The following is a 24,681-nucleotide window of genomic DNA, read 5'->3' as shown; positions in this document are numbered from 1 at the left end:
GCCAAATCGACCCAGTCGGACACCTGATCACGAGAGTTCGCACCAGGACAATGGCGCCGCCAGCACGGTCCACAGCGCTCAGCCAGGCAATCCGCTCTTCAGTCTCATCCGGGCCGGTCACCCCGTCGATGAAGATGCCCGCATCGCCAGAACCGTCCACAACGGAGACGAAGAATCCCGCGAGAAACTGCCGGCCATCGCACACTGTCGGCTTGCCTGCATGCAGCTCGAACAGAGGAAGCTGAATGGTCACCGTGCGGTTGTGGGTGTCGCCGTTGCTGTACTAGCTGCTGCGGAAGGGACCTCAGCCTCGGATTCGGTGGCAAGGCCCATATCCATATGCCGAGCAGCACCAATTATACCAGATTTCGATCCTACTCTTCGCTTCACCGCCGACTACCTCCGCAGCAATCCAGAAAAATACCTTTCCCTGACGGCTTTTCATCCTCATGCCGCCTGCGCAAGGCGGTGATTCGGGAGTGTCAGCTTAACGGCTGATTTTGGTTGTTGAAATGGTCAGAGGTTGGCAGGGGTGAGGCGGCCTTCGAAGGCGATCTGGAAGGCGTTCAAGGACGCTTTCCAGCGCATGGTCCATCTCTTGCGGCCCCGTCCGGTGGGATCGAGGCTCATCAGGGCCATGAACACGCACTTCAGGGCGGCGGTCGCGTTGTGGAAGTGACCGCAGGCTCGCACGTCCTTGCGGATGCGGGCGTTGACGCTTTCGATGGCGTTGGTGGAGCAGATGACCTTGCGGATCTCGACGTCGAAGGCCAGGAAGGGCGCGTGTACGCCCACGTCACCTGCGAGCAGGCCGCGACCGCCGCCGACATCTTCGCCCAGGCGGTGGCCTCCTGGCAGCAAGGGTGTTAGCAAGATCGCCAGATTGTCCTGACAAACACGAAGCCCCTGAACCGGAAACACCAGTTCAGGGGCTTCATCTTGCAGAGCCGACGAGGGGAATCGAACCCCTGACCTTCTGTTTACAAGGTCCACAAACGATCTTCGTGAGCGTCCGTAGTCGTCCGCAGCCTCATCTGCTGGCATCCTCGCTGTTCGTCTCCGTCCGCCGCCGTTCATGATCGTCCGCTCGGGTGGCTCCCAAGGTGGCTCCCAAAAATCGCCCCGCGACCCTTGCCTACTTCTACGCCTCAGCCCGCCTCGATTACCAGCCGGTGCGTTTCCAACCCAGTTACGGTGATAGTCGACACGGCTGGCAGACTGCGCGATATGAGCGAGGTCATGCGGCGTGACGTGGAGATGGGACGCTTTCTCGATGGATTTTGCGGAGTTCGCCACGGCAAAGCAGCGGGTGATGGGCAAGGCGTTCCCGAGCGCCGGGGATGACCTGGACGGCATGGCGATTGACTTCGATGCTCACCTGTGGCGCTCGCCGCTGATCAAGGAGGTGTCGGTTCGCCGTACCGGCGATACGAACAACCTGATCACTGCTACGTGCCAGACGGTGCCGGGGTGTTCGATGGCGGAGCTCGCGGCGGAGCTCGAACGGGTCTGGTTGCGGGATCTCAGATACTCGTACTTCGAGGCTCACGTGATCACTGCGGGTGAGCAGGGAGTTCACCTTGATGCCGTGACACAGATCGCCCCGGACGGCTTCTACGTAACGGCCTCCATCGTCGCTGAGACGGCTCAGTCGGCCACGGGAGAAACAACATGACGATACAGCCACGCTGCTCGGTGAGCCAGGGTGAGGAACGAACCCTGGATCGTCGATCGCCCCCAAGAACGTACGGCGTCCAGCCATGCAGTGGCGATCGTAGGGCTGCATCTGTGCGGCGACGCGGCAACCCCGGCCGGAGCGTCCGGTCAGTACGGCGGGGCCGGCGTGCGGTGCCCGGCCCGGTGTCCCGCCGCCGTCCGGGACCGGCCCCCAGGCCGCACGCCCGGGCGGCGGGCGGGCGGAGGGCCGGGGGTACGGCGGCGCGCCGCGCCGCCGCTTGATACCTAAGAGAACAACTCGATACCTAAGAGAACAACTCGGCAATTTCGCAGGCCTGCGGGCAAACTCGCGTTGCACTCAATCGAGCAGGTCCGGACGACGGCTGGTCAAGGCTCTGCGGGCAGTTAGGAAACGCTCGTGGAAGTCTTCCGCAAGCGCTTCGCGCCGGTAGCGCTGCCGTAGTACGCGATCGAGATCTCCGGCGCGGTTCACGAGGTCAGTGAGGGATCGTCGATCGATGTCGAATGCAGCCAGACCCTCGTCAACAGCCGCATCGAGATCGCCGCGCCGGGCATGGACGATGCCAAGGTCTATGTGCGCATCGGCGACGCGCATCGGGGCGTTGGAGGTGCCATCGGGGCGGGTGTGCATCTGGATGGTCTCGCGGGCGTGTTCTTCGGCGCGGTCGTCATCAGCAAGCCAGGTGTAACAGGTGGCGGCGTAGAAGACCCACTTGGCGTGGTCAAAGACGAAGTGGTGATCTGGATGTTCCGGCATGGGCAGGCCACCAAGGACTTCAGCTCCGCGAGTAAGAGCGCGGTCGGCTTCGCGGCGGTCTCCGATTCGTGCCAGCCCGCGGGCTTCTTGGAGGGTGAGTTGGACCATGGCGCTACTGGTGCCGGCCACGGCCTGGCCCATGCGGGCAGCGGTGACGACGTCTTCGTAGCGGCCTTCAACGAGGGCGAACCACGCTGACATCTCGTGTGCCCAGCCCATAAGTTCGCCGTGCCCGACCTGGCGGCCCATCTCGAAGGCGGCGCGTCGAGCTGTTTCGGCCTCTTCCCTCTCACCCAAGTCATAGTGAACGCAGCCCAACAGGGCGGTGAGCCAACCGGTGACTACGAGCAGTTCGCGATGCTGGTCCAAGGTGAGGCGTCCGCCAAGTAGGTGGTTGATCTGCGCCAGGCGCTTTTGGGTGCGGTCTCGTAGCGTGCCTGCGGGCACGACGGGATAGGCGCGGCACAAGAGATCGACGGCCTCGGCAAGAGCCTCCAGGGTTCCGGCCCCGACGTCCGATGCTTGCAGTTGCTGCGCAAGCTGCATGGTTCCGTACAGGTCGGCCTCGGCTCGTAGGGCGTCGGCGGGTATCACGCGCGCCTCGATCAAGCCGCTGCCAGTCTGCTTGGTTTGGGTGAATCCGAGCGCTTCCGGCTCCAGCCCGGTGAGTTGGGTCAGCGCCAATCGGTACGGTGTGCGCGGCCATCGGACCTCGCCAGCCTCCCAGCGTCGTACGCGCTCCTCGTCACAGGTCAATCTTTCGGCAACGCCAATGGGTGTGGTGTTGATCTTGTCGGCCATTTGAACGCGCGAGAGCTGCTCCTGGTTGCGCCAGGCGCGGAGGCGAACGTTTGGGATGTAGTCGGGCATCTTCGGGTCTTCCTCTCGGCTGGGGGCTCGAAAGGGGAAATGAGGGGGCCGTTCGGGGGTCCTGCTCAGACTCGGTTGCCGGTGGACTTGTCATCAAGCAACCACGGTACGTCACGCGGCCTCCCGCCACAGGGAACGCCGGATGAACGAGGAGATGGCGACGGTGATCCGGCCAGACGAGACGAGCAAGACCTCGCCGTGCCCCGGATGTCGGGGACGCGGGAACAAGCTGCGCGACTCGCGCCGTGCGCTCCTCATCGGCGATGGCGACACAGATCAGACCCCTAGTGAGGAGCGAGAGTGTCTCGACTGCCTCGGAGGCGGCCAGGCCGAAGGGAACGGGAAATGAACTCGATCATGCAGGCGGTGGCCAACGGCTTCCCGTCGAACCAGGAAGAGGGCGACATGCTCGTCCGGTTGCGCGACCACCTCACCGACCTCGGTGTCAACGCCGAGTTGCGGGACAACAACACCGCGCTCATGGTGCACAAGCGGGAGCCGGGGATGCCGGTGTGGGTTTTCGTCGGGTTCGGCGGGGCTTACTACTCCTGGCAGAGCGCCGAGCAGCGGCACCCCACCCGCGATCCGGAGGGTGCGGCGAAGCTCCTGGCTGAGTACATCGCCAGGTGATGACCGGCTCGGCGAGACAAGCGCGTTCCCTGTCGGAGGGGGTAAGGACGCCGCCGCCTTGTCTCGTCGCGCCTCTCCCCGGCAGGCAGTTGCGGTGGTGGCCCCCGCGGCGACCTTCCCCCGCACGGCCTGATGTTCCCGACAGCTTTCGGCAACCCGTCCGACCCGGATACCTTCTCGCACCTGTTCTCCCGTCTGGCCAAGAAGGCGGGCCTCGGCCATTGGCACCCGCACGAGCTTCGTCACTCCGGCGCATCTCTCATGCTCGCCCAGGGCACCCCGCTCCACGTCGTGTCCGAGGTCCTTGGCCACGCCAGCATCGCCATCACCAAGGACGTCTACGGTCACCTGCTCGAAGACGACCGGCGCGCGGCAACGGAGGCCATCTCCACCGCTCTCCTGGGGAAACAGCCCCCGGTGGCTCCCAAGGACGCCGAAGACACCGGTTGAAGATCGAAAACCGAAAGGCCCCTGACGGCGTAACGCCTGTTCAGGGGCCTTTCGCTAGCAGAGCCGACGAGGGGAATCGAACCCCTGACCTTCTGTTTACAAGACAGATGCTCTGCCGATTGAGCTACGTCGGCACGGCCTACCAGTGTAGACGCTAGGGACGCCTGTGACGAGCGACTTCGTACAGCGCCACCCCCGCCGCCACCCCCGCGTTCAGCGACTCGGCGGCGGCGCGCATCGGGATGCGGGTGAGGACGTCGCACTGCTCGCGGACCAGGCGCGACAGCCCCTTGCCCTCCGAGCCGACGACGACTACCAGGGGTTCGCCGAGCAGGTCGACGTCGGCGAGTTCGGTCGAGCCCGTGCCGTCGAGGCCGACGACGAAGAGGCCGGCGTCGCGGTATTCGCGCAGCGCGGCGGTCAGGTTGGCGGCGCGGGCCACGCGCAGGGTGGCCAGGGTGCCCGCGGACGTCTTCCAGGCGCCGCCCGTGACGCCGGCCGAGCGGCGGGACGGCACGAGCAGGCCGTGGGCGCCGAAGGCGGTGGCGGAGCGGGCGATGGCGCCGAGGTTGCGCGGGTCGGTGACGGAGTCGAGGGCGACGATCAGCGGCACCTCGGCGGCCTCGTGGGCGATCTCGACCAGCTCGGACGGGTGCGCGTAGTCGTAGGCCGGGATCTGCAGCGCGATGCCCTGGTGCACGCCGCCCTCGGTGAGGCGGTCGAGTTTGTCGCGGGTGGCCTCGAGCAGGGCGATGCCGCGCTCGGCTGCGATCTTGATGGAGTCGCGTACGCGATCGTCGTTGTCGATGCGCTGCGCCACGTAGAGCGCGTTGCACGGCACCCCGGCCTGCAGCGCCTCCAGGACCGGGTTGCGCCCGCCGATGTATTCGGGCGTGTCTTCCGAACGCCGCTGCGGCCGAGCCGCGCCGGGACGGCGACCGCCCCCGCGCTCCTCCCGCGCGATGCGCTCGGCGCGCGCCTTCTCCTTGTACCAGTGCCGCATCTCGGCAGGCGGCGTCGCGCCCTTGCCTTCGAGCGAACGGCGGCGCTGCCCACCGGTGCCCTTGGCCGGGCCCTTCTTCTTCGCGGGCCTGCCAGATGCCCTACCGCCTGCTGCCATGCGTCCAAGGGTACTCGGGCCGCCGCCCTTCTCAGGACGTCCGGAAAAAGGGGGGCTTGAGTCTCGATCCGCTTGAGAGTCCATAGTGGCGGACATGGACGACAACGACCTCTACCCCATCGGGGACGTCGCGCGCCGCACCGGCCTTAGCGTCAGCGCCATCCGGTACTACTCAGACGCAGACATCGTCACCCCCACCCGGCTGACCGAGGCGGGCTACCGCCTGTACGACGTCCGCGCCATCGCCCGCCTGGAGCTGATCCGCACGCTCAGGGAGCTCGACGCGGGCCTGCTCGACATCCGCCAGCTGCTCGCGGGCGAGACGTCGCTGCACGATCTCCTCGCCGCCCACCTGGAGCTGGTGGAGCGGCAGGAGCGCGACCTGCGGGCCAGGCGGGCGGTGCTGCGTACGCTCGTCAGGCAGCGCGGCACGGCCGCCCAGGCGGCCCTGATGCACCGCCTCGTCTCCATGCAGGACGACGAACGCGAGCGCCTCATCGACGACTTCTGGACCGAGGTCGGCGCGTCACTCGACGTGCCGCCCGGCTTCGTGGACCGGCTCCGCACGCTGCACCCGCGCCTGCCGGACGACCCGTCCGCCGAGCAGCTCGAAGCCTGGATCGAGCTGGCCGACCTGGTGCAGGGCGAGGAGTTCAGGGCCGCGGTCCGCGCCTATCTCCAGGAGGTCTACGGTACGTTCCCCGGCCGCAATCTGGCTTCCCCGCCGACGTGGGACTTCATCCACGGAGAGGGGGCGAAGATCGGCGAGGAGCTGGTGACGGCGTACCGCTCGGGCCTGCCGCCGCAGGCCCCTCGCGCCAAGGAGCTGGTGGTACGCCTCGCGGACGCCACCGCAGGACTGACCGGCGGACGCTCCACCACCGAGTCCAGGCAGCGGCTGGCCAGAGCCTTCCTCGTGGCGCAGGATGTGCCCGAGGACCCCGCGTACGACGCCACCCACGGCAGGTACATCGCGCTCGTGACCCGGATCAACGGGACCCCGCCGGCCCCGGATGAGCGGGACCCCGCGCTGTTCAGGTGGATCGCGGCCGCTCTGGACGCGACGGCGGCCTGATCAGCGGCTCAGCTCCCACCGGGGCCCGTGGGGGGTGTCCTCGACGGTGATGCCGGCCGCCGCGAGCTGATCCCTGATCGCGTCGGCGGCCGCGTAGTCCTTGCGCTCACGCGCCGACTTGCGCTGCTCCAGCGCCACCGCGACCAGCGCGTCGACGACGGGCGACAGGTCGGAGCCCGTGCCGCGCCACTGCGGCGAGCGCGGGTCGAGGCCGAGCACGTCGAGCATGTTCTGGGTCTCGGCGAGCAGCCGCGCCACGGCCTCCTTGTCGCCGCGGGCCAGCGCCACGTTGCCCTCACGCACCACCTCGTGCACGACGGCGAGCGCCTGCGGCGTGCCGAGGTCGTCGTCGAGCGCGTCGGCGAACGCCTGCGGCAGCGGCGCGTGGGCGTCGACGTCGTGGATCACCTCGGCGGCCCGCGTCACGAACCCCTCGATCCGCTGGTACGCCGCCGCCGCCTCGAGCAGCGCCTCCTCGGAGTAGTCGATCGAGGAGCGGTAGTGGGGCGCCGCGAGGTAGTAGCGCAGCTCGACGGGACGCACCTTCTGCACCATGTCGGGGATCAGCAGCGAGTTGCCGAGCGACTTGCTCATCTTCTCGGCGCCGATCTTGAGCATGCCGTTGTGCATCCAGTAGCGGGCGAACCCGTCGCCGGCGGCCTGGGACTGGGCGATCTCGTTCTCGTGGTGCGGGAAGATCAGGTCGATGCCGCCGCCGTGGATGTCGAACGTCGGGCCGAGGTACTTCGTCGCCATCGCGGAGCACTCGAGGTGCCAGCCGGGCCGGCCGGGGCCCCACGGGGTGGGCCAGGTGGGCTCGCCGGGCTTGGCGCCCTTCCACAGCGCGAAGTCGCGCGGGTCGCGCTTGCACGACTCGTCGTCGGTGTCGGCCGCGGGCCGCATGTTCTCGAGCTTCTGGTTGGACAGCGAGCCGTAGCGCTCCTCGTAGGAGCGTACGTCGAAGTAGACGTCGCCGCCGGAGGCGTAGGCGTGGCCGCGCTCGATGAGCCGCTCCATCAGCGTGATCATCTCCGGCACGTGGCCGGTGGCGCGCGGCTCGACGGTCGGCGGCAGGCATCCGAGCGTGTCGTAGGCCCAGGCGAAGGCCCGCTGGTTGCGCTCGGCCACGACGAACCAGGGCACGCTCTCCTCGGCGGACACCCTGATGATCTTGTCGTCGATGTCGGTGACATTGCGGCAGAACGTCACCTCGTATCCGGAACGCGCCATCCAGCGCCTGAGCACGTCGAAATTGACACCCGAGCGGATGTGCCCGATATGCGGAGGAGCCTGCACGGTGGCCCCACACAGGTAAATCGACGCCCGGCCGGCTTCGACCGGAACGAATTCACGGATGGCGCGCGTGCTGGTGTCGTAGATGTGCAGGCTCACGAAAGAAAGGCTAACGCCTCGGCGGCGTCGTCAGGCCGATAAATCAGCCCCGCAGGTACACCCTGTCGGGCGAGATGCGGACGATGAGCCGTTCGGTGCCCGGCTTGTCCTCCCATGGGCGTCCTCGGTACTTCTGCGACAGCTCCTCGATCAGCGCGCCCTCCGGGTCGGCCGTGATCGTGACCCGGCCGCGCACCTCGACGTACCTGTAGGGGTTGTCGGGATCGATGACCAGCAGGCTCGCGCGCGGGTCGCGCTCGAAGTTGCGCGGCTTGACGCGGCCCTTCACGGTGGAGAAGAGCACGTCGTCGCCGTCCGTACGCACCCAGACCACGGATGACTGCGGCCCGCCGTCGGCGTTGAGACTGGTCACCGTCGCATAATTCGGCGCGTCCAAAAGTTTGCGGACATCTTCCGACAACTTGGTCATGCGGCCTCCCTTGATCGGTCGTGATCCCCATTCTTCTGTAGTCTCGAAGACGCCATGGACGTGACTCCCCCCTCTTTGCTCCGCCGCCTGGGCCTCGCCCTGGCCGGGCTCGCCGTCGCCGCCCTGACCGGGGCCGCGTGCGCGCTCTCCTTCGACGATCTGCGCGCGCTGGCCGTCACCGGCGAGGCCAGGCAGGACCTCGCCTTCCTCTACCCTGCGGCGTTCGACGCGCTGCTGGTGGTCGCGCTGGTCGGCGTCCTGCTGCTGCGCTCGGCCAAGATGCTCGTACGCGTGCAGGCGGCGTTCGTGCTGGTCCTGCTGATCGCGGCGGCCGCGGCGGCGAACGTGGCCACGGCGGTGCGCGTCACCTTCGACGTCCGGCAGACGGCCATCGGCGTGGCGCTCGCGCCCTGGGTGATGCTGGCCCTGGCGCTGTGGCTGTGGTTACTGCTGATCAAGCACGTGCAGGCCCATCGCGCGCCGGCGTACCGGGAGGACGAGGAGCAGGACCTGGTGCCGTTCCGGGGGTCGCGCGCCGATGAGCCGCCCCCGCTCGCGACGCAGACGCCCGCGCCCCTGCCCGAGCCCCTGTCCGAGCCCACGCCGGTCGTGGGCCCCACCGCCGCCGCCGAGACGCCCCCGGTGTCGGGCCGCGTGACCGAGTGGCCGGTCCAGAACGAGGAAGACCCGGAACCCCAGCCGGCCCGCAAGCCCCTGAACCGCCCCGCAGCCGAGCCCGAGCCCGAGACCTGCCCCGTACGGGCCCGGCCGGAGCCCGAGGCCACAGCCCAAGAAAAGACCCGGCAAAAGGCCCAAGAAGAGCCGCGCGAAAGGCTGCGCGAAGGGCTGCGGGAAGAGCCGCGGGAAGAGCTCCGCGAAGAGCCGCGGGAAGAGCCGCGCGAAGGGCTGCGGGAAGAGCCGCGGAACGACGTACAGGAAGACGTGCCGGAAGAGGCGGCGAGCGAGCCGGACGAGGAGCCGCTGACCCGCCCCGTCCGCTGGGGCGACCGGGTCAAGCCGGCCGACGTGCTCGTCCACCCGCGCCCCTCGCCCGAGTCAGCTGACAAGGACGCCGACACCCAGCCCCACCCCGTCTTCGACGACGACGCCCCCGACCCGCACCACGGCCCCGAACTGGCCGACGACCAGGAGCGACGACGCAGCGAGGAGACGCGTGAGGAGATGGAGGACACCGCCCCGCACCGGGTGATCGCCGACGACTCCCCGGCCCCGGCCGAACGCCTCCGCAGCACCCCGCGCCCGCCCGAGGACTGACGAAGAAGCAGGAAAGAGGGCCCGCCCGGGAACACGATCCCGGGCGGGCCCTTCCATCCCGCCAGTTGCGTACGGCGTGGATCAGATGCTTCTGCCGCTGCCGCGGCGAAGTCCGGCCACCAGGCCCACACCGACGATTGCGAGCACCACCTGCATCACCAGCTCGATCCAGTCGATGCCCGGCGTGGTCTCCACGCCCAGCACCTGCGCGAGCAGCGTGCCCAGGAGGGCGGCGACGATGCCGACGACGATGGTGAGGATCCACCCGATGGCCTGCCTGCCGGGAAGCAGCAGACGGCCTATTGCGCCGATCACGGCGCCGATCACGATGGCGCCGAGGATGGATTCGATGGTCATGACATGAAACCTCCCCGTGAGGCTGAGCGGTTCACCCTCACGGGATGGTCGCTACCCGATCTACGGCGATTATGCGCCGGCTTTGCAAATGTGCAGGTCAGGTAGTTGTTCGGCCGCCTCGGCCGCCGCGTCCCATGCCCATCCGGGTCACGAGGAGCACACCGGCCACGGCCAGGACGAGTTGCAGGATGTGCTCGATCCAGTCGATGCCTCTGGTGTCGGCCCAGCCGAACGCCTGGGCGATCAGAGTGCCGATCAGGGCGGCCACGATGCCGACGATGAGGGTCAGGCCGATGGACATGTTCTGCCTGCCCGGCACCAGCAGTCTGGCCAGCGCACCGACGATGGCGCCGATGACTACTGCGCTAACGATCGCGCCGATCATGTGGAGCTCCCCCCGAAGACGTTCACATGTCTTGGCGGGACACATACCCCCTGAGCTGGCGAATTACCCATGAGGGAAGGCGGCGGTCCGTACCGCGCCAGTGACGAACCGCCGCCTCCGCATTTTCGGCGGGCTGGCGACGACCCGCCAGGACACCCTCACGTATCCCACAAAGAGGACGCGCCGGACACGGGATCGGTTCACGCGGACGGCCTCACGACCCGCGATAGAGCCTCAGGACCGCGACAGAGCCTCACGGCCGCGACAAGAGCGCCGTGACCGCGAGAACCGACGATCGCGAAGTCCGATCAGAGCGCGACCACCAGAGCGGTCGCCACGGCCGCCACACCCTCCCCACGCCCCGTCAGCCCCAGGCCGTCGGTCGTGGTGGCGGAGACGCTCACAGGCGCCCCCAGAGCGGCGCTGAGCGCCTTCTCGGCCTCCAGGCGCCGGGGCGCGAGCTTCGGCCGGTTACCGATCACCTGGACGGCCACGTTGCCGATCTCGAAGCCGGCCGCCCGCACCTGACGGGCGGTCTCTTCGAGGAGCACCGTGCCGGAGGCGCCCGCCCAGCGCGGGTCGGCGGTGCCGAACAGCTTGCCGAGGTCGCCCAGACCGGCCGCGGACAGCAGCGCGTCGCAGGCCGCGTGGGCGGCGACGTCGCCGTCGGAGTGGCCCTCGACGCCCAGCTCACCCGGCCAGTGCAGACCGGCGAGGTTGAGCTCGCGTCCTGAGCCCGGTGATGCGAACGGGTGGACGTCGACTCCGACGCCCACCCGTGGAAGATTCGTGTTCAGGAGTTGAGAACCTCGTCGAGCAGGGCCTCTGCCTTGTCCTCATTGGTCTTCTCGGCCAGGGCCAGCTCACTGACCAGGATCTGGCGCGCCTTGGCGAGCATGCGCTTCTCGCCGGCGGACAGGCCACGCTCGCGGTCTCTCCGCCACAGGTCCCGAACCACCTCGGCAACCTTGTTCACGTCGCCGGACGCGAGCTTCTCGAGGTTGGCCTTGTAGCGACGAGACCAGTTGGTCGGCTCTTCCGTGTGCGGCATGCGAAGGACGTCGAAAACCCGCTCAAGGCCTTCCTGGCCGACAACATCGCGCACACCGACGAGTTCTGCGTTTTCAGCTGGCACCTGGACGGTAAGGTCGCCCTTGTCGACCTTGAGCACCAGGTAGGTCTTTTCCTCACCCTTGATGGATCGCGTCGTGATTGCTTCGATCCGAGCAGCCCCATGGTGGGGGTAGACGACAGTGTCGCCGACCTGGAAAGTCATGTGACAAGTACCCCTTCCGCTGTACTCCAGGGTACCACGCATCCACAGCCTCCCGGAACAGTGAAATCCTCATAACTGCAGGTCAAAGCCGCATATTGGGGGTTGACAACCGCTCAACTCTATGAATCGCATTTCCGGACATAGCGAATGACCTGCGGGGGTGCGGATATGACCTTGCATTGGGGTGGATATGGTGGGCGCTGCACATCACGCACGCGCGACACCTGCGCAGAACCAAGGAGAACCCGCCCGTGACCAGCCGTCGCTGGATTGTCGTAGCCGCCGCGTTCTTGGCAGCCCCCGTGCTCGCGGGCTGCGGGGCAGGATTCGACGCCACCACCAACATGCCGTACGCGCCGAACGAGGCCCAGGTGTTGATCGAGAACGGTCAGTACGGCGCTAAGAGCGGCATTCACATCCCTCAGGCGTTCATCCTCGGCCCGGACTCGGGAGCCCAGCTCGCCTGGCGCGGCTCGGCCCCGATCTACCTGAACATCCTCAACACCTCGGGCACCCCCGACACTCTCCAGGCCGTCAACGCCGGCGAGATGGGCACGGTCAAGATCACCGCCCCCATTCAGCTTCCGAGCAACCAGCTCGTCAACACCGGCAAGCCGTCCCCTCAGCTGGTCCTCGAGGCGATCCCCAAGAGCCTCAGGGGCGGCGAGAGCATCAAGCTGGACCTCCAGTTCGCCAACGCCGGGGTCGTGTCCATGAACGTCCCTGTGGTCACGCGCAGCCGCGAATACGCGTCGTACCCCCCGGCTCCCGGCGCGACCCCCGCGGCCACCCCGACGCCCACGCCGTCGCCGACGGGAGAGGCGGAGGAGGAGGCGCACTAGAGCCTTCAGAGGGCATGAGAAGACCCCGGTACCCGCACGATCGGTACCGGGGTCTGTCATTCCTCCACGGCGTCGAACTTGTAGCCGAGGCCGCGCACGGTGAGGATGCAGCGCGGGTTGGACGGGTCGGACTCGATCTTCGCTCGCAGCCGCTTGACGTGCACGTCGAGCGTCTTGGTGTCGCCCACGTAGTCGGCGCCCCAGACGCGGTCGATGAGCTGGCCCCTGGTGAGCACCCGGCCGGCGTTGCGCAGCAGCACCTCCAGCAGCTCGAACTCCTTCAGCGGCAGCTGCACGGGCTCGCCGCGGACGGCGACGACGTGGCGGTCGACGTCCATGCGCACGGGCCCCACGGCCAGCACGGCGCTCTCCAGCTCCTCGGTGACGTCGCCCTGGCGGCGCAGCACGGCGCGGATGCGGGCGACCAGCTCGCGCGAGGAGAACGGCTTGGTGACGTAGTCGTCGGCGCCCAGCTCCAGGCCGACGACCTTGTCGATCTCGCTGTCCTTGGCGGTCAGCATGATGACGGGGACCTTCGAGCGCTGCCGCAGTGAACGGCAGACCTCGGTGCCGGGCAGCCCGGGCAGCATCAGGTCGAGCAGCACCAGGTCGGCGCCGTTGCGGTCGAAGGTGTCGAGCGCCTCGGGGCCGGTCGCCGCGACCGACACCTCGAAGCCCTCCTTGCGCAGCATGTAGGACAGGGCGTCGGAGAACGACTCCTCGTCCTCCACGACGAGGACGCGGGTCATGCGCGTGCTCCTGCGGGCCTCATGACGCGGCCGGCGCGTCCGACGGTGGTTTCGCTTCGTGCGGTCACGAGGCTGCCTCCATGGGGATCGAGGGTGGTACTGCCAGCGCCGTGCCGCCGAAGGCGGGCAGACGCAGGGTGAAGGTGGAGCCGGACCCTTCCTTGCTCCAGACGGACACCTCGCCGGCGTGGGCCGCGGCGACGTGTTTGACGATGGCGAGGCCGAGCCCGGTGCCGCCGGTGACGCGTGAGCGGGCGGCGTCGACGCGGAAGAACCGCTCGAAGATGCGCTCCAGCGCCTCCTCGGGGATGCCGATGCCCTGGTCGCTGACGCTGATCTCGACGGAGTCGCCGGCCGGGCGCACGCTGACCACGACCCGCGTGTGCTCGGGGCTGTAGACGATGGCGTTGTCGATGAGGTTGCGCAGGGCGGTGACGAGCAGCTCGGCGTCGCCCCAGATGCGCAGGCCCTCGGTGCCGCCGGAGACCAGCGTGATGTCCTTGGCGACGGCCCTGGTGTTGCAGTGGTCGATGGCGTCGTTGACGGCCTCGTCGATGGAGACCTGGCCCGGCGTGGGGATGGGCTCGGCGCCCTGGATCCGGCTGAGCGTGATCAGGTCCTGGATGAGGTAGTTGAGCCGGGCGGCCTCGTGTTGCATGCGCCCGGCGAAGCGGCTGACCGCCTCGGGGTCGTCGGCGGCGTCCTGGATGGTCTCGGCCAGCAGGCTGAGCGCGCCGACCGGGGTCTTCAGCTCGTGGCTGACGTTGGCGACGAAGTCGCGGCGCACGGCCTCGACCCTGCGCCGCTCGGTCTGGTCCTCGGCCAGCACGAGCACCTGGCCGTAGGAGCCGAGCGGCGCCACGCGTACGGCGAAGTTGGTGGTCTCCTGGCCGAACTTGTGTCCCGCCACGTCGATCTCGCTCTCGCGGATCTCACCGTCGCGGCGCACTTGGCGGGCCAGGGCGAGCAGCTCGGCGGCCATCAGCCGGTCGCCCTTGACGAGCCCGAACGCGCGTGCGGCCGAGCTGGCCCGCAGCACCCGGTCGTGGGCGTCGAGGACGACGGCGGACGAGGGCAGCACGGCCAGCACGGACGCGACGCCCTGGGGCAGCGCCGCACCGGTCTCGACGCCGTCGGTGGTGGTGCGGCTGGGGGCCTCGATCTGGTTGCGGTAGAAGAGGACCGCCAGCGCGCCCACCACGAACCCGGCCAGGGCCGCGAAGCTCATGGCCATCTCACTCATGCCTTCGATGGTAGGTGGCGTTCCTGCAGGGACAGACCCCCTCATCAGGGGATGAACGCCTCTTTCCCGGAAAGTTCATCTGGCGGTCGGAGTTCGTTCATCGGCCCCGCCGTACGGTGACGGCATGCGCGACGCGTACCACGAAGAACTCGATTCGCTGACCGACAAGCTGGTGGAGATGACCCGGCTGACCCGCTCGGCCATCTCCCGTGCCACCACGGCCCTCCTTGACGCCGACCTGCAGCTCGCCGAGAGCGTGATCTCCCGCGACCAGGAGGTGAACGCCACCTTCGCGGACCTCGAGGCGTCGATCTTCGAGCTGATGGCCAGGCAGCAGCCGGTCGCGGTGGACCTTCGCATGGTCATCACGGCGCTGCGCATGGGCACCGACCTCGAACGCATGGGCGACCTCGCCGTCCACGTGGCCAAGGTGGCGCGGCTGCGGCACCCCGACTCGGCCATTCCGCCGGGGCTGCGCCCGACATTTCTGGAAATGGGGCAGATCGCCGAGAACCTCGTCACCAAGGCCGGCAGTTGCGTGGCGTCCCGCGACGTGGACTCGGCCCTGGAGCTCGAGCAGGACGACGACGCGATGGACCGGCTGCACCGCCGCCTGTTCTCGAAGATCCTGGCCAAGGACTGGGCGCACGGGGTGGAGCCGGCGATCGACATCACGCTGGTGGGGCGCTATTACGAGCGGTACGCCGACCACGCGGTACGGGTGGCGCAGGCCGTCGTCTACCTGGTCACCGGGTCGCGCCCCGACTGACGCGCACGACGGAAAAAGGGGGGTGCTCTCGCACCCCCCTGCTGTCAGCGGCCCTGGTTGGCGACGGCCTCGATGGCGGCCTTCGCGGCGTCGGGGTCGAGGTAGCGGCCGCCGCGGACGGTCGGGCGGTAGTCGGCGTCGAGCTCGTAGAGCAGCGGGATGCCGGTCGGGATGTTGAGCCCGGCGATCTCGTCGTCGCCGATGCCGTCGAGGTGCTTGACCAGCGCGCGCAGCGAGTTGCCGTGGGCGGCGACCAGCACCGTGCGGCCGGCCGCGAGGTCGGGGACGATCTCGTCGTACCAGTAGGGCAGCATGCGGTCCACGACGTCCTTCAGGCACTCCGTGCGGGGCATGAGCTCCGGCGGCAGCAGGGCGTAGCGGGGGTCGCCTGCCTGGGAGTATTCGTCGTCGTCCGCGATGGGGGGCGGGGGCACGTCGTAGGAGCGGCGCCACAGCATGAACTGCTCGTCGCCGAACTCCTCGCGGGTCTGGGCCTTGTTCTTGCCCTGGAGGGCGCCGTAGTGGCGCTCGTTGAGCCGCCAGCTTCGCTTGACCGGCAGCCAGAGCAGGTCGGCCTCCGCCAGCGCGAGCTGGGCCGTCTGGATGGCCCTGGTCAGAAGGCTGGTGTGGACGACGTCCGGGCGCAGCCCGGCCTCCTGGAGTAGCTTGCCGCCGCGGCGGGCCTCGTCCTCGCCCTTGGCGGACAGGCTGACGTCCACCCAGCCGGTGAACAGGCCCTTCGCGTTCCAGTCACTCTCGCCATGCCTAAGCAGCACCAAAGTCGCCATGCGGCCAATCCTATGGTTCTACCGGTCGGGGTCGGCGAAGCGGGCGAACGCCTGGAGGTTGGCCAGGGACTCGCCGCGCTTGGCCCGCCACTCCCACTCGCGCCTGATCGAGGAGGCGAAGCCGAGCTCAAGTGCCCGGTCGAACCAGTCGTCCGAGTACGTCAGCACGCACCCGAGCAGCCGGTCCACCTCCTCCTCCGTGACGGCGGCCAGCGGGACCCTGCCGACGAGGTAGACGTCGCCGACGGGGTCGAGGGAGAAGTGCACGCCGTACATGGAGCCGTTCTTGCCGAGCAGCCAGCGGTAGAACTCGGCGTGGTTCTCGTCGGGCTGCCGGCAGAAGAACGCCTCGACGTGCAGCACCCGCTCGCCGACGATGAGCCAGGTCATGGTGGCGAGTTTGTGCTGGCCGGGGAGCCTGGCCAGGAACGCTCCTGGGCGGGGCTCGTCGTAGGTGACGTCCGCTGCTTTGAGTGCTGCTTCGACGACTTCGCGCATGCCCTTCACCTTAAGAGGCGGCAGAACAAAGTACGGTCAGTTCCCCGGCAGCGCGACCGGCACCTGGTGCAGATGGGCGATGGCGCCGGCGTAGACCTCCATGAGGCGGGCGGCGGTGGCCTGCCAGCCGAAGGCGGCGGCGTGCTCGCGCGCGCCGGCCGACAGCCGCTCGCGCCTGCGCGGCGCGGAGAGCAGGCGGCGCAGCGCGATGGCCCAGTCGGCGGGGTCGTGGCCGTCCACGAGCAGGCCGGAGACGCCGTCGCGGACGGCCGTGCGCAGCCCGCCGACGGCCGCGGCGGCCACCGGGGTGCCGCACGCCTGCGACTCTAGGGCGACCAGGCCGAACGACTCGCTGTACGACGGCACGACGGTGACCGTGGCGGCCCGGTACCAGTCGGCCAGCTCCTCCTGGGGCGCCGGCGGCACGAGGCGGACGACGTCGGCGATGCCCAGCTCGGTGGCGAGCTCGGTGAGGAACGACGGCCTGGCCAGGCCGTTGCCCGACGGGCCGCCGACGCAGGCGATCACCAGGCGCTCGCGCAGCGCGGGCTCGTCGATGAGCATCCTGGAGGCGGCGCGCAGCAGCACGTCGGGGGCCTTGAGCGGCTGGATGCGGCCGACGAACAGCAGCACGTGGGCGTCCTGCGGCAGGCCGAGCCGGTGCCTGGCGGCGCCCTGGGAGGCGGGGGTGAAGACGTTGAGGTTGACGCCGGGGTTCACGACGGCGACGCGGGCGGGGTCGGCGCCGTACAGGTCGATCAGCTCGCCGGCCTCGTCGGCGGTGTTGGCGACCAGGCGGTCGGCGATGTCCACGACCTGCTGCTCGCCGATCACGCGGGCGGCGGGCTCCGGCCTGTCGCCGCGGGCGAGCAGGAGGTTCTTGACCTTGGCCATGGTGTGCATGGTGTGGACGAGCGGGACGCCCCAGCGTTCCTTGGCCAGCCAGCCGACCTGGCCGGACAGCCAGTAATGGGAGTGGATGACGTCGTAGCGGCCGGGGTCGTACATGGCCTCGGTGCGCAGCACCTCGGACAGGAAGGCGCAGAGCTGGCCGGGCAGCTCCGCGCGGTCCATCTCCTCGTACGGACCGGCCGTGAGGTGCCTGACGAGGACGCCGGGGGCGAGTTCCGCCACGGGTGGCAGGTCGCGGGCGGTGGCGCGGGTGAAGATCTCCACCTCCACGCCGAGCCGGGCCAGTCGCCTGGCGCATTCGACGATGTACACGTTCATGCCACCGGCGTCGCCCGTGCCGGGCTGGTCCAGCGGCGACGTGTGCATGCTGATGGTCGCGACCCGGCTGACCCGTCGTCGCCTCACTCGACACCACCTCCAGACCGAGTACAACTGTCCCAACATTTCTGACATTCCCGACAACTGGTCATTTGTGGGGGTACAAAGTCGTGCCTCCGGGCTCCTGGCAGGATGGGGGCCATGCGGAAAACGGCTGTGGTGACGGGTGCTAGCAGCGGAATCGGCGAGGCGACCGCGCGGCGGCTCGCCGCCGAAGGTTATGACGTGGTTGCGGGCGCGCGACGCCGCGACCGGCTGGACAAGCTGGCCGCCGAGGTGCCCTCCATCAGGCCGGTGACGCTCGACGTGACCTCACAGGACTCTGTTGACGCGCTGGTGGCCGGCCTGGAGCGGTGCGACGTGCTGGTCAACAACGCGGGCGGCGCGTACGGCATGGAGCCGGTGGCCGAGGGCCGGATGGAAGACTGGCAGCGGATGTACGACGTGAACGTGCTCGGCTCCCTTCGCATGTCCCAGGCGCTGATCCCCAAACTCGTCGAGTCGGGCGACGGCGTGCTGGTCATGCTCACCTCGACGGCGGGACACGTCGCGTACGAGGGCGGCGGCGGTTACGTCGCGGCGAAGCACGCCCAGCGCTCGATGGCCGAGACCCTGCGTCTTGAGCTGGTCGGGCAGCCGGTGCGGATGGTCGAGATCGCGCCCGGCATGGTCAAGACCGAGGGCTTCGCGGTCACCAGGTTCAGGGGCGACGAGTCGGCCGCGGCCCGCGTCTATCAGGGTGTGCCCGACCCGCTGAGCTCCGACGACGTGGCCGACGCCATCGCCTGGTGCGTCACCCGCCCGGCCCACGTCAACATCGACCGCCTGGTCATCAGGCCGCGCGCCCAGGCGGCGCAGCACAAGGTGCACCGCGTCAGTGGCTAAACCGGTCGGGACCATCACCAGGGGCACGACGGGCCACAACCGGCTGCGGCGCGGCGACCGCTGGATCGCCGCCGTGCACGGCCGGCTGCTGCGCGCCGCCGAGCGGCCCCTGGTGGTGGATCTCGGCTACGGCGCCTCGCACACCACGACGCTTGAGCTGTTCACCCGGTTGCGCGGTGTCGCGCCGGAGGTCGAGGTGGTGGGGCTCGAGATCGATCCCGCGCGGGTGGCGTTGGCCAGGCCGTACGAGCGGGAGGGGCTGAGCTTCCTGCTGGGCGGCTTCGAGCTGCCGGTGCCGCGCCGGCCGGCCCTCGTCCGCGCGTTCAACGTGCTGCGCCAGTACGGCGAGGACGAGGCGTGGCACTACTGGGAGGTGCTGCGGGCGGGCCTCGCGCCCGGCGGCGTGCTGGTGGAGGGCACCTCGTCGGAGAACGGGCGGCGGGCGGTCTGGGTGGGGCTGACCGCCGAGGGGCCGGAGACCATCACCTTCTCCGCCCGGTTCGACGCCTTCGAGCGGCCGTCCGACCTCGCTGACCGGCTGCCCAAGACACTCATCCACCGGAACGTGCCGGGTGAGCGGATCCACGCCTTTCTGAGCGACTTCGACCGGTCCTGGGCGGTCAGCGCGCCCTACGGGGCGCACGGGCGGCGGCAGCGGTGGCTGGCGGCCATCGGGGAGCTGTCACGCACCTGGCCCGTGCCCGCCCACCCGCCGCTCGGCGGCGTCGCCCGGTGGCGGCTCGGCGAGCTGACCCTGCCGTGGTCGGCGATCGATCCCCGCTGAAGCACTCCCGCTGAAGCACTCGGAGCACCGGTCGGTTTCCGCTGGAAACGGTCTATTTCGCGCACGTTAACTCCGTTATATGGTCACGGTGCGGTCGAAGTCGTTCAGCTTCGATCGCAACCTGTCGGGGGGAGTCAGCACCGGTCCTCGCGTCAAGGAGCCGAGATGAGCAGATTCTCCGGCTGGGCCGCCCGCCTCACGGCGGTGCTGGTCCTCTCGGGAGCAGTCGTCGCCTTACCCGTGCAGGAGGCGCTGGCCGCGCCCCCGCTCACCACCCCCTGGACCGCCGAGGTGACGCCGGGCAACGTGTTGCCGGAGTATCCGCGGCCTCAGCTCGTACGCCCCGAGTGGCAGAACCTCAACGGCCTGTGGCAGTTCGCCGGCACCGGATCGCTCACCACGCCGCCCGTGGGCCAGAACCTGGCCGGGGAGGTGCTGGTGCCGTACCCGATCGAGTCGGGCCTGTCGCGCGTGCAGCGGCACGAGGACCGCATGTGGTACCGCAGAACCTTCACCGTCCCCGCCGGCTGGTCGGGCCGCCGGGTGCGGCTCAACTTCGGCGCGGTGAGCTGGGAGACCCGCGTCTGGGTGAACGGCGTGCCGGTCGGCACCCACACCGGCGGCTACGACCCGTTCTCCTTCGACATCACCCCGGCTCTGCGCAGCGGCGCGAACGAGCTGATCGTCGGCGTGCACGCCCCCGTGGACGCCACCGGCGCCCCCATCGGCAAGCAGCGCCGCTCCCCCGGCGGCATCTTCTACACCGCGCACTCGGGCATCTGGCAGACGGTGTGGATGGAGCCGGTCGGCGCGGCGAGCATCACCCGCCTGGACACCACCCCCGACGTGCCCGCCGGGCAACTCGACCTCGTGGTGCACGCGACCGGCGTCTCGGGGCAGCAGGTCAGGGCCGAGGTCATGACGGGCGGGACGGTGGTCGGCACGGCGACGGGCGCGCCGGGCGCGCACCTGCGGATCCCGGTGCCGGACGCGCGGCTGTGGACGCCTGACGACCCCTTCCTGTACGACCTCAGGGTCACGCTGACGGGCACCGGCGGCGGCGACACCGTGTCCGGATATTTCGGCATGAGGTCGGTGGGCAAAGCCATGGTCGGCGGCGTCCTGCGCCCCACGCTCAACGGCACGTTCGTCTACCAGCTCGGCACCCTCGACCAGGGCTACTGGCCCGACGGCATCTCCACGGCCCCCACCGACGCCGCCCTCCGCTTCGACCTGGAGCAGCAGAAGGCGCTCGGCTTCAACACCGTGCGCAAGCACGTCAAGGTCGAGCCGGCCCGCTGGTACTACTGGGCCGACCGCCTCGGCCTGCTGGTCTGGCAGGACATGCCGTCGATGCGCACCGGCGCCACCCCCTCGGCCGCCGACCGGTCGAACTTCGAGAGCGAGCTGCGCCGGATGATCGACCATCTGCGTGGGTTCACCTCGATCGTGCAGTGGGTGCCGTTCAACGAGGGCTGGGGCGAGTACGACCCGGCCCGCATCGCCGACCTGGTCAAGGGCTGGGACCCGAGCCGCCTGGTGAACAACAACTCGGGCTCCAACTGCTGCGGCTTCGACGGCGGCAACGGCGACGTCGTGGACGACCACATCTACGTCGGCCCCGGCACCCCGCAGCGGCCGAGCGCGAGCAGGGTGGCCGTGCTGGGCGAGTTCGGCGGCCTCGGCCTGCTCAGCCCCGGTCACCAGTGGCCCGGCACCGGGTTCGCGTACGAGATGACCACCAGCTCCACCGCGCTGACCGACCGCTACGTGGCGATCAACGAGCAGCTCAAACCGCTCATCGTGAACAACGGCCTGTCCGCGTCCATCTACACGCAGCCGACGGACGTGGAGAACGAGGTCAACGGCCTGTGGACGTACGACAGGCGGGTGCTCAAGATGGACGCGGCCCGCGTACGGGCCGCGAACCGGGCGGTCATCCGATCCGCCACGGGCCTGACGGCGGACGGCCTGGTCTCCCTGCGCGTCACCACCGCGGGACACACCGACCGCTTCCTGCGCCACCAGGACGGCCTGGCCCGCACCGACGTGGTCGGCGCGGCGAGCGCCGACGGGCTCAAGCTGGACGCCACCTGGCGGGTCCGCCCCGGCCTGGCCGACGCCGCCTGCTTCTCCTTCGAGTCGCGCAACTTCGCCGGCCACTACCTTCGCCACGCCGACTTCAGGGTGCGCAAGGACGCCCGCGACGGCTCGGCCCTGTTCGACAGGGACGCGACGTTCTGCGCCCGCGACGCCCAGGCCGGCACCGGCGTCGCGCTGGAGTCGCTCAACCTGCCAGGACACTTCCTGCGCCACTACGCCGACGCCGTCTACGTGGCGCGCAGCGGCGGCCCCAACACATGGGACACCCCCGCGAGCTTCGCCGCCGACGTCACCTGGCTGCCGGCCACGCCGTGGTGGCGCAGCGGCGCCGACCTGACCGTGGGGTCGGCGCTGAGCCTGCGGGTGACCACGCCCGGCTTCACCGACCGCTACCTGCGTCACCGGGACGGGCTCGCCCGCACCGACGTGGTGACCGCCTCAAGCGCGCAGCTGCTCAAGGAGGACGCCACCTTCCACGTCCGGCGGGGCCTGGCCGACGGCAGCTGCTACTCCTTCGAGTCGCGCAACTTCGCCGGCCACTACCTGCGCCACGCCGACTTCAGGGTGCGCAAGGACGCCCGCGACGGCACGGCGCTGTTCGACCAGGACGCCACCTTCTGCGCGCAGCCGCCGCGGGCGGGCTCGTCGGGGGTGACGCTTGCGTCGTACAACATCGCGGGGCACGCGGTCAGGCACTTCGCCGAGGCCGTGCACATCGCGGTGCCGGGCGGCCCGCACGCCTTCGACGACCCCGCGCACTACGACGAGGACGCCACGTGGGCGGTCGCGCCCCCGTGGGCGCCCTAGAGCAGGGTCTCGAAGGCCGCGTACGCGACCGCGTCGAACAGCACGAACCGCACCTCGCGCACCGACGTCGGGGCCCCGCGCACGGCGTCGAGCGCGATGCGGGCGGCGTCGTCGACCGGCCAGCCGTAGATGCCGGTCGAGATCGCGGGGAAGGCCACCGTGGCGGCGCCCAGCTCGTCGGCCACCCGCAGCGACTCGACGTGGCAGGAGGCGAGCAGCGCGGAGCGGTCGTCCGAGCGTGAGTGGACGGGCCCGACGGTGTGGATGACCCAGCGCGCGGGCAGCCGGCCGGCCGTGGTCGCCACGGCCTGGCCGGTCGGCAGGCCCTTGCCGTAGTGGCCGGCCCTGAGGTTCCTGCACTCCTGGAGGATCTCGGAGCCGCCACGCCGGTGGATGGCGCCGTCCACGCCGCCGCCGCCCATGAGAGAGGAGTTGGCGGCGTTGACGATCGCGTCCACCCGCTGCTCGGTGATGTCGCCTTGGACGAGCGTCACTTCCATGACGCCCAGCCTGCCAGCTCAGGCGCGGGCGACGAGCACGTTCACGTCGAGGGGCAGCCCGCGTACGTCCTCCAGCGCGAACCCGGCGCCGGCCAGCAGCCGCTCGTACTCGAGGTAGGTGCGCTCACGGCCCGCGCCGTTGTTGACGAGCATGTGCACGTCCCACGCGATGGCGAGCGCGCCCGGCGCGTCGTGCGGCCGCTCGGGGACGAGCCGCTCCAGGACGAGCAGCCGCCCGCCTGCGGGCATCGCCGCCCGGCAGTTGGCCAGCACCCGCGCGCAGGGCTCGTCGTCCCAGTCGTGCAGGATCCGCGAGAGCAGGTAGACGTCGCCGCCGGACGGCACCTGCGCGAAGAAGTCGCCCGCCGCGAAGTCGCACCGATCGGCCAGCCCCGCCTCGGTGAGCGCCGCGCGGCCCCGCTCGACGGCTCCAGGACCGTCGAACAACGTGCCGCGCACCCCCTCGACCTGCGCCAGCACGGCCGCGAGCAGCGCGCCGCGGCCACCGCCGACGTCGACGACGTGGCGGTGCCGGGTGAAGTCGTAGACCTGCGGAAGCTGGGTGAAGAACGACGACCCGCAGGCCATGGCCCGGTCGAAGGCGGCGCCCATCTCCGGGTGCTCGGCGGTGTGGTCGAAGAACGGCTTGCCGTAGACGTGCTCGAAGCCCTGCCTGCCGGTCCTGACCGCGTACGGCAGCGCGCCCCACGAGGCGTAGAACGGGCCCGCGTAGAACAGGGCCAGGTCGGCCAGCGAGTCGGGGTGGCGGCTGGACAGCAGCGCGCCGGTGGGCGTCAGCGCGTACGCGCCGCCCGTGCCCTGCTCGACCAGGTCGTGGCTCTCCAGCAGGCGCAGCAGCCGGAACAGCGCGCCCGCGTGCACACCGCACGCGCGGGCCAGCTCGCCGCAGGTCAGCGGGCGCTCGTCGAGCCGGTCGGCCAGCCCCAGCTCGGCCATGGCGGCCACCGCCTGGGTGAGCCAGGCGCCGGTCAGCTTGGCCAGCACCTCGCGGTGCGCGCCGTCGTCAGCCATCGGCCACCAGCGCGGGCGTGCGGTCGAGGTGGGAGCGCAGGACGTGGGGATAGTGGCCGGCGCAGGCCAGCTCGACGCGCCGGGGCCAGGCGACCGGCCGGCCGAAGTACAGCACCGTGCGGCCTCCCCTGCTCTCGTCCTCGTACGGGTTGAACCCGCCGCCGTCGGGGGCGAACCCGAGCACCGAGGTGAGCAGCCTGCCGAGGCCGCGCACCACGATCTCGTCGGGCCTGATGACTTCGAGCGCGAGGTGGGTCTCCTCGTTGCGCTCGCGTTCGCGGACCGCGACCCGCCCGATGCCGGGGCCGTGCTCGGGCACGAACACCTCCAGGGCGGGGCCGGTGGCGCGCACGGCGTAGGCGATGAGGACGGGCAGGTCGAGGTCGTAGCGCTCGGCCAGCCGACTTCGCACGACCGTGCTGGGGCAGGTGCGCAGGATCTCGAAGCCGCGCATCCGCAGGGAGGCGCGCAGGTCGTCGAGCCCGCTGGGGAACATGAGGATGGCGGCGTGGTCGATCCGGCAGTGCCGCTGGAGTGCGGCCTGGACGGAGGCGGTGACGCCCGGCTCGCGGGCGAAGACCGCCCACGTCTCCAGCCGCCGGATCAGCTGGTCGAGCCGCCGCTCGTCTTCCAGGTCCACGCTCGGCGTACTCCTTTGTCGGTTACGGACGGTGAC

The 24,681-nt window shown here is 69.8% G+C and carries 26 protein-coding genes, 1 tRNA gene and 1 pseudogene; 10 read left to right on the top strand and 18 right to left on the bottom strand.

Annotated elements, in window-relative coordinates; translation table 11 throughout:
* Positions 1 to 516: 516 nt before the first annotated feature.
* Positions 517 to 780, bottom strand: a pseudogene (locus tag AB0K18_RS23425) (transposase); the annotation flags it as partial.
* Positions 781 to 1,273: 493 nt separating this feature from the next.
* On the opposite strand from AB0K18_RS23425, the gene AB0K18_RS23420 reads away from it, so the two are divergent.
* Positions 1,274 to 1,675 (top strand): hypothetical protein, encoded by a 402-nt coding sequence (locus tag AB0K18_RS23420; protein WP_364917551.1) that lies wholly within the window; start codon positions 1,274 to 1,276, stop codon positions 1,673 to 1,675.
* A 360-nt stretch (positions 1,676 to 2,035) separates the two neighbouring features.
* Here AB0K18_RS23420 and AB0K18_RS23415 read toward each other — a convergent pair whose 3' ends face one another.
* Positions 2,036 to 3,325 carry a hypothetical protein gene (locus tag AB0K18_RS23415; RefSeq protein WP_364917548.1) on the bottom strand — a complete coding sequence of 430 codons (1,290 nt, stop codon included), beginning with the start codon at positions 3,323 to 3,325 and terminating at the stop codon, positions 2,036 to 2,038.
* 345 nt (positions 3,326 to 3,670) lie between these two features.
* Here AB0K18_RS23415 and AB0K18_RS23410 point away from each other — a divergent pair, with 345 nt between their 5' ends.
* The gene (locus AB0K18_RS23410) at positions 3,671 to 3,955 is read left to right on the top strand and encodes a hypothetical protein (protein ID WP_364917546.1); all 285 of its coding nucleotides are present in this window, start codon (positions 3,671 to 3,673) and stop codon (positions 3,953 to 3,955) included.
* A gap of 129 nt (positions 3,956 to 4,084) precedes the next feature.
* Complete coding sequence (locus AB0K18_RS23405) at positions 4,085 to 4,405, top strand: tyrosine-type recombinase/integrase (protein WP_364917727.1); 321 nt, start codon at positions 4,085 to 4,087, stop codon at positions 4,403 to 4,405.
* Between the two features lie 61 nt (positions 4,406 to 4,466).
* On the opposite strand, the gene AB0K18_RS23400 is transcribed toward AB0K18_RS23405, so the two are convergent.
* Positions 4,467 to 4,539: transfer RNA gene (locus AB0K18_RS23400), tRNA-Thr, on the bottom strand.
* 20 nt (positions 4,540 to 4,559) lie between these two features.
* Entirely contained in the window at positions 4,560 to 5,525 is a 966-nt protein-coding gene (gene rlmB, locus AB0K18_RS23395) for a 23S rRNA (guanosine(2251)-2'-O)-methyltransferase RlmB (RefSeq protein WP_364917543.1), read from the bottom strand.
* 94 nt (positions 5,526 to 5,619) lie between these two features.
* Between rlmB and AB0K18_RS23390 the strand changes: the two genes are divergently transcribed.
* Entirely contained in the window at positions 5,620 to 6,600 is a 981-nt protein-coding gene (locus AB0K18_RS23390) for a MerR family transcriptional regulator (protein ID WP_364917541.1), read from the top strand.
* Here AB0K18_RS23390 and cysS read toward each other — a convergent pair whose 3' ends face one another.
* Together cysS and AB0K18_RS23380 are read right to left on the bottom strand one after the other, a co-directional pair.
* On the bottom strand, positions 6,601 to 7,992 hold the full coding sequence (gene cysS, locus AB0K18_RS23385; protein WP_364917538.1) for a cysteine--tRNA ligase: 1,392 nt from the start codon (positions 7,990 to 7,992) through the stop codon (positions 6,601 to 6,603). It lies immediately after the preceding gene.
* Between the two features lie 43 nt (positions 7,993 to 8,035).
* Positions 8,036 to 8,422: a PPOX class F420-dependent oxidoreductase gene (locus AB0K18_RS23380; protein ID WP_364917535.1), complete on the bottom strand. Its 387-nt coding sequence runs from the start codon at positions 8,420 to 8,422 to the stop codon at positions 8,036 to 8,038.
* A gap of 54 nt (positions 8,423 to 8,476) precedes the next feature.
* Here AB0K18_RS23380 and AB0K18_RS23375 point away from each other — a divergent pair, with 54 nt between their 5' ends.
* Positions 8,477 to 9,697, top strand: a complete 1,221-nt coding sequence (locus AB0K18_RS23375) for a DUF2637 domain-containing protein (RefSeq protein WP_364917532.1) — start codon at positions 8,477 to 8,479, stop codon at positions 9,695 to 9,697.
* An 81-nt stretch (positions 9,698 to 9,778) separates the two neighbouring features.
* On the opposite strand, the gene AB0K18_RS23370 is transcribed toward AB0K18_RS23375, so the two are convergent.
* The 4 genes from AB0K18_RS23370 to AB0K18_RS23355 form a co-directional block, all read right to left on the bottom strand.
* Positions 9,779 to 10,054 (bottom strand): GlsB/YeaQ/YmgE family stress response membrane protein, encoded by a 276-nt coding sequence (locus AB0K18_RS23370; RefSeq protein ID WP_364917529.1) that lies wholly within the window; start codon positions 10,052 to 10,054, stop codon positions 9,779 to 9,781.
* A gap of 97 nt (positions 10,055 to 10,151) precedes the next feature.
* Positions 10,152 to 10,439 carry a GlsB/YeaQ/YmgE family stress response membrane protein gene (locus tag AB0K18_RS23365; protein ID WP_345395334.1) on the bottom strand — a complete coding sequence of 96 codons (288 nt, stop codon included), beginning with the start codon at positions 10,437 to 10,439 and terminating at the stop codon, positions 10,152 to 10,154.
* Between the two features lie 308 nt (positions 10,440 to 10,747).
* Entirely contained in the window at positions 10,748 to 11,215 is a 468-nt protein-coding gene (ispF, locus tag AB0K18_RS23360) for a 2-C-methyl-D-erythritol 2,4-cyclodiphosphate synthase (RefSeq protein ID WP_364917526.1), read from the bottom strand.
* 17 nt (positions 11,216 to 11,232) lie between these two features.
* Entirely contained in the window at positions 11,233 to 11,715 is a 483-nt protein-coding gene (locus tag AB0K18_RS23355) for a CarD family transcriptional regulator (protein WP_020544658.1), read from the bottom strand.
* Positions 11,716 to 11,966: 251 nt separating this feature from the next.
* Here AB0K18_RS23355 and AB0K18_RS23350 point away from each other — a divergent pair, with 251 nt between their 5' ends.
* Positions 11,967 to 12,557: a copper chaperone PCu(A)C gene (locus tag AB0K18_RS23350; RefSeq protein WP_364917523.1), complete on the top strand. Its 591-nt coding sequence runs from the start codon at positions 11,967 to 11,969 to the stop codon at positions 12,555 to 12,557.
* A gap of 56 nt (positions 12,558 to 12,613) precedes the next feature.
* Here the strand turns inward: AB0K18_RS23350 and AB0K18_RS23345 are convergent, their stop codons facing one another.
* A complete protein-coding gene (locus AB0K18_RS23345; RefSeq protein ID WP_364917520.1) occupies positions 12,614 to 13,306 on the bottom strand; it encodes a response regulator transcription factor in 693 nt (230 codons plus the stop codon).
* A 64-nt stretch (positions 13,307 to 13,370) separates the two neighbouring features.
* Positions 13,371 to 14,540 carry an ATP-binding protein gene (locus tag AB0K18_RS23340; RefSeq protein WP_355430540.1) on the bottom strand — a complete coding sequence of 390 codons (1,170 nt, stop codon included), beginning with the start codon at positions 14,538 to 14,540 and terminating at the stop codon, positions 13,371 to 13,373.
* Positions 14,541 to 14,673: 133 nt separating this feature from the next.
* On the opposite strand from AB0K18_RS23340, the gene phoU reads away from it, so the two are divergent.
* On the top strand, positions 14,674 to 15,318 hold the full coding sequence (gene phoU / locus AB0K18_RS23335; RefSeq protein ID WP_364917517.1) for a phosphate signaling complex protein PhoU: 645 nt from the start codon (positions 14,674 to 14,676) through the stop codon (positions 15,316 to 15,318).
* Between the two features lie 44 nt (positions 15,319 to 15,362).
* Here the strand turns inward: phoU and AB0K18_RS23330 are convergent, their stop codons facing one another.
* From AB0K18_RS23330 to mshA, 3 genes are read right to left on the bottom strand one after another with little or no spacing between them, the layout of a single operon-like run.
* Complete coding sequence (locus AB0K18_RS23330) at positions 15,363 to 16,106, bottom strand: phosphoglyceromutase (RefSeq protein ID WP_364917514.1); 744 nt, start codon at positions 16,104 to 16,106, stop codon at positions 15,363 to 15,365.
* Positions 16,107 to 16,124: 18 nt separating this feature from the next.
* The gene (locus AB0K18_RS23325) at positions 16,125 to 16,604 is read right to left on the bottom strand and encodes a YbjN domain-containing protein (RefSeq protein WP_364554593.1); all 480 of its coding nucleotides are present in this window, start codon (positions 16,602 to 16,604) and stop codon (positions 16,125 to 16,127) included.
* 36 nt (positions 16,605 to 16,640) lie between these two features.
* Positions 16,641 to 17,921, bottom strand: coding sequence for a D-inositol-3-phosphate glycosyltransferase (gene mshA / locus AB0K18_RS23320; RefSeq protein ID WP_364917511.1), 1,281 nt, complete (start codon positions 17,919 to 17,921; stop codon positions 16,641 to 16,643).
* A gap of 114 nt (positions 17,922 to 18,035) precedes the next feature.
* Here mshA and AB0K18_RS23315 point away from each other — a divergent pair, with 114 nt between their 5' ends.
* The 3 genes from AB0K18_RS23315 (at position 18,036) to AB0K18_RS23305 (ending at position 22,473) form a co-directional block, all read left to right on the top strand.
* Positions 18,036 to 18,779, top strand: a complete 744-nt coding sequence (locus tag AB0K18_RS23315; protein WP_364917508.1) for an SDR family NAD(P)-dependent oxidoreductase — start codon at positions 18,036 to 18,038, stop codon at positions 18,777 to 18,779.
* Positions 18,772 to 19,563: a class I SAM-dependent methyltransferase gene (locus AB0K18_RS23310; protein ID WP_364917505.1), complete on the top strand. Its 792-nt coding sequence runs from the start codon at positions 18,772 to 18,774 to the stop codon at positions 19,561 to 19,563. The genes AB0K18_RS23315 and AB0K18_RS23310 overlap by 8 nt, the downstream gene beginning before the upstream one ends.
* A gap of 165 nt (positions 19,564 to 19,728) precedes the next feature.
* A complete protein-coding gene (locus tag AB0K18_RS23305) occupies positions 19,729 to 22,473 on the top strand; it encodes an AbfB domain-containing protein (RefSeq protein WP_364917502.1) in 2,745 nt (914 codons plus the stop codon).
* Here AB0K18_RS23305 and AB0K18_RS23300 read toward each other — a convergent pair.
* From AB0K18_RS23300 to AB0K18_RS23290, 3 genes are read right to left on the bottom strand one after another with little or no spacing between them, the layout of a single operon-like run.
* On the bottom strand, positions 22,470 to 22,973 hold the full coding sequence (locus AB0K18_RS23300) for an O-acetyl-ADP-ribose deacetylase (RefSeq protein WP_364917499.1): 504 nt from the start codon (positions 22,971 to 22,973) through the stop codon (positions 22,470 to 22,472). The two genes, AB0K18_RS23305 and AB0K18_RS23300, sit on opposite strands and share 4 nt — an antisense overlap.
* An 18-nt stretch (positions 22,974 to 22,991) precedes the next feature.
* Entirely contained in the window at positions 22,992 to 24,005 is a 1,014-nt protein-coding gene (locus tag AB0K18_RS23295) for a methyltransferase (RefSeq protein WP_364917496.1), read from the bottom strand.
* Positions 23,998 to 24,645 carry a hypothetical protein gene (locus AB0K18_RS23290; protein ID WP_364917492.1) on the bottom strand — a complete coding sequence of 216 codons (648 nt, stop codon included), beginning with the start codon at positions 24,643 to 24,645 and terminating at the stop codon, positions 23,998 to 24,000. Before AB0K18_RS23290 ends, AB0K18_RS23295 begins: the two co-directional genes overlap by 8 nt.
* Positions 24,646 to 24,681 lie beyond the last annotated feature (36 nt).

This window comes from Nonomuraea sp. NPDC049421, assembly GCF_040677005.1.
Taxonomy (GTDB): domain Bacteria; phylum Actinomycetota; class Actinomycetes; order Streptosporangiales; family Streptosporangiaceae; genus Nonomuraea; species Nonomuraea salmonea.
This window is presented reverse-complemented; position numbering and strand designations above follow the sequence as displayed.

What these genes read in the sequence shown, in the direction of transcription:
- AB0K18_RS23420 (WP_364917551.1), top strand. Translation starts at nt 1,274, where the DNA reads ATGGATTTTGCGGAGTTCGCCACGGCAAAGCAGCGGGTGATGGGCAAG.
- AB0K18_RS23415 (WP_364917548.1), bottom strand. Translation starts at nt 3,325, where the DNA reads ATGCCCGACTACATCCCAAACGTTCGCCTCCGCGCCTGGCGCAACCAG.
- AB0K18_RS23410 (WP_364917546.1), top strand. Translation starts at nt 3,671, where the DNA reads ATGAACTCGATCATGCAGGCGGTGGCCAACGGCTTCCCGTCGAACCAG.
- rlmB (WP_364917543.1), bottom strand. Translation starts at nt 5,525, where the DNA reads ATGGCAGCAGGCGGTAGGGCATCTGGCAGGCCCGCGAAGAAGAAGGGC.
- AB0K18_RS23390 (WP_364917541.1), top strand. Translation starts at nt 5,620, where the DNA reads ATGGACGACAACGACCTCTACCCCATCGGGGACGTCGCGCGCCGCACC.
- AB0K18_RS23380 (WP_364917535.1), bottom strand. Translation starts at nt 8,422, where the DNA reads ATGACCAAGTTGTCGGAAGATGTCCGCAAACTTTTGGACGCGCCGAAT.
- AB0K18_RS23375 (WP_364917532.1), top strand. Translation starts at nt 8,477, where the DNA reads ATGGACGTGACTCCCCCCTCTTTGCTCCGCCGCCTGGGCCTCGCCCTG.
- AB0K18_RS23370 (WP_364917529.1), bottom strand. Translation starts at nt 10,054, where the DNA reads ATGACCATCGAATCCATCCTCGGCGCCATCGTGATCGGCGCCGTGATC.
- AB0K18_RS23365 (WP_345395334.1), bottom strand. Translation starts at nt 10,439, where the DNA reads ATGATCGGCGCGATCGTTAGCGCAGTAGTCATCGGCGCCATCGTCGGT.
- AB0K18_RS23355 (WP_020544658.1), bottom strand. Translation starts at nt 11,715, where the DNA reads ATGACTTTCCAGGTCGGCGACACTGTCGTCTACCCCCACCATGGGGCT.
- AB0K18_RS23345 (WP_364917520.1), bottom strand. Translation starts at nt 13,306, where the DNA reads ATGACCCGCGTCCTCGTCGTGGAGGACGAGGAGTCGTTCTCCGACGCC.
- AB0K18_RS23340 (WP_355430540.1), bottom strand. Translation starts at nt 14,540, where the DNA reads ATGGCCATGAGCTTCGCGGCCCTGGCCGGGTTCGTGGTGGGCGCGCTG.
- phoU (WP_364917517.1), top strand. Translation starts at nt 14,674, where the DNA reads ATGCGCGACGCGTACCACGAAGAACTCGATTCGCTGACCGACAAGCTG.
- AB0K18_RS23330 (WP_364917514.1), bottom strand. Translation starts at nt 16,106, where the DNA reads ATGGCGACTTTGGTGCTGCTTAGGCATGGCGAGAGTGACTGGAACGCG.
- AB0K18_RS23325 (WP_364554593.1), bottom strand. Translation starts at nt 16,604, where the DNA reads ATGCGCGAAGTCGTCGAAGCAGCACTCAAAGCAGCGGACGTCACCTAC.
- AB0K18_RS23315 (WP_364917508.1), top strand. Translation starts at nt 18,036, where the DNA reads ATGCGGAAAACGGCTGTGGTGACGGGTGCTAGCAGCGGAATCGGCGAG.
- AB0K18_RS23305 (WP_364917502.1), top strand. Translation starts at nt 19,729, where the DNA reads ATGAGCAGATTCTCCGGCTGGGCCGCCCGCCTCACGGCGGTGCTGGTC.
- AB0K18_RS23300 (WP_364917499.1), bottom strand. Translation starts at nt 22,973, where the DNA reads ATGGAAGTGACGCTCGTCCAAGGCGACATCACCGAGCAGCGGGTGGAC.
- AB0K18_RS23295 (WP_364917496.1), bottom strand. Translation starts at nt 24,005, where the DNA reads ATGGCTGACGACGGCGCGCACCGCGAGGTGCTGGCCAAGCTGACCGGC.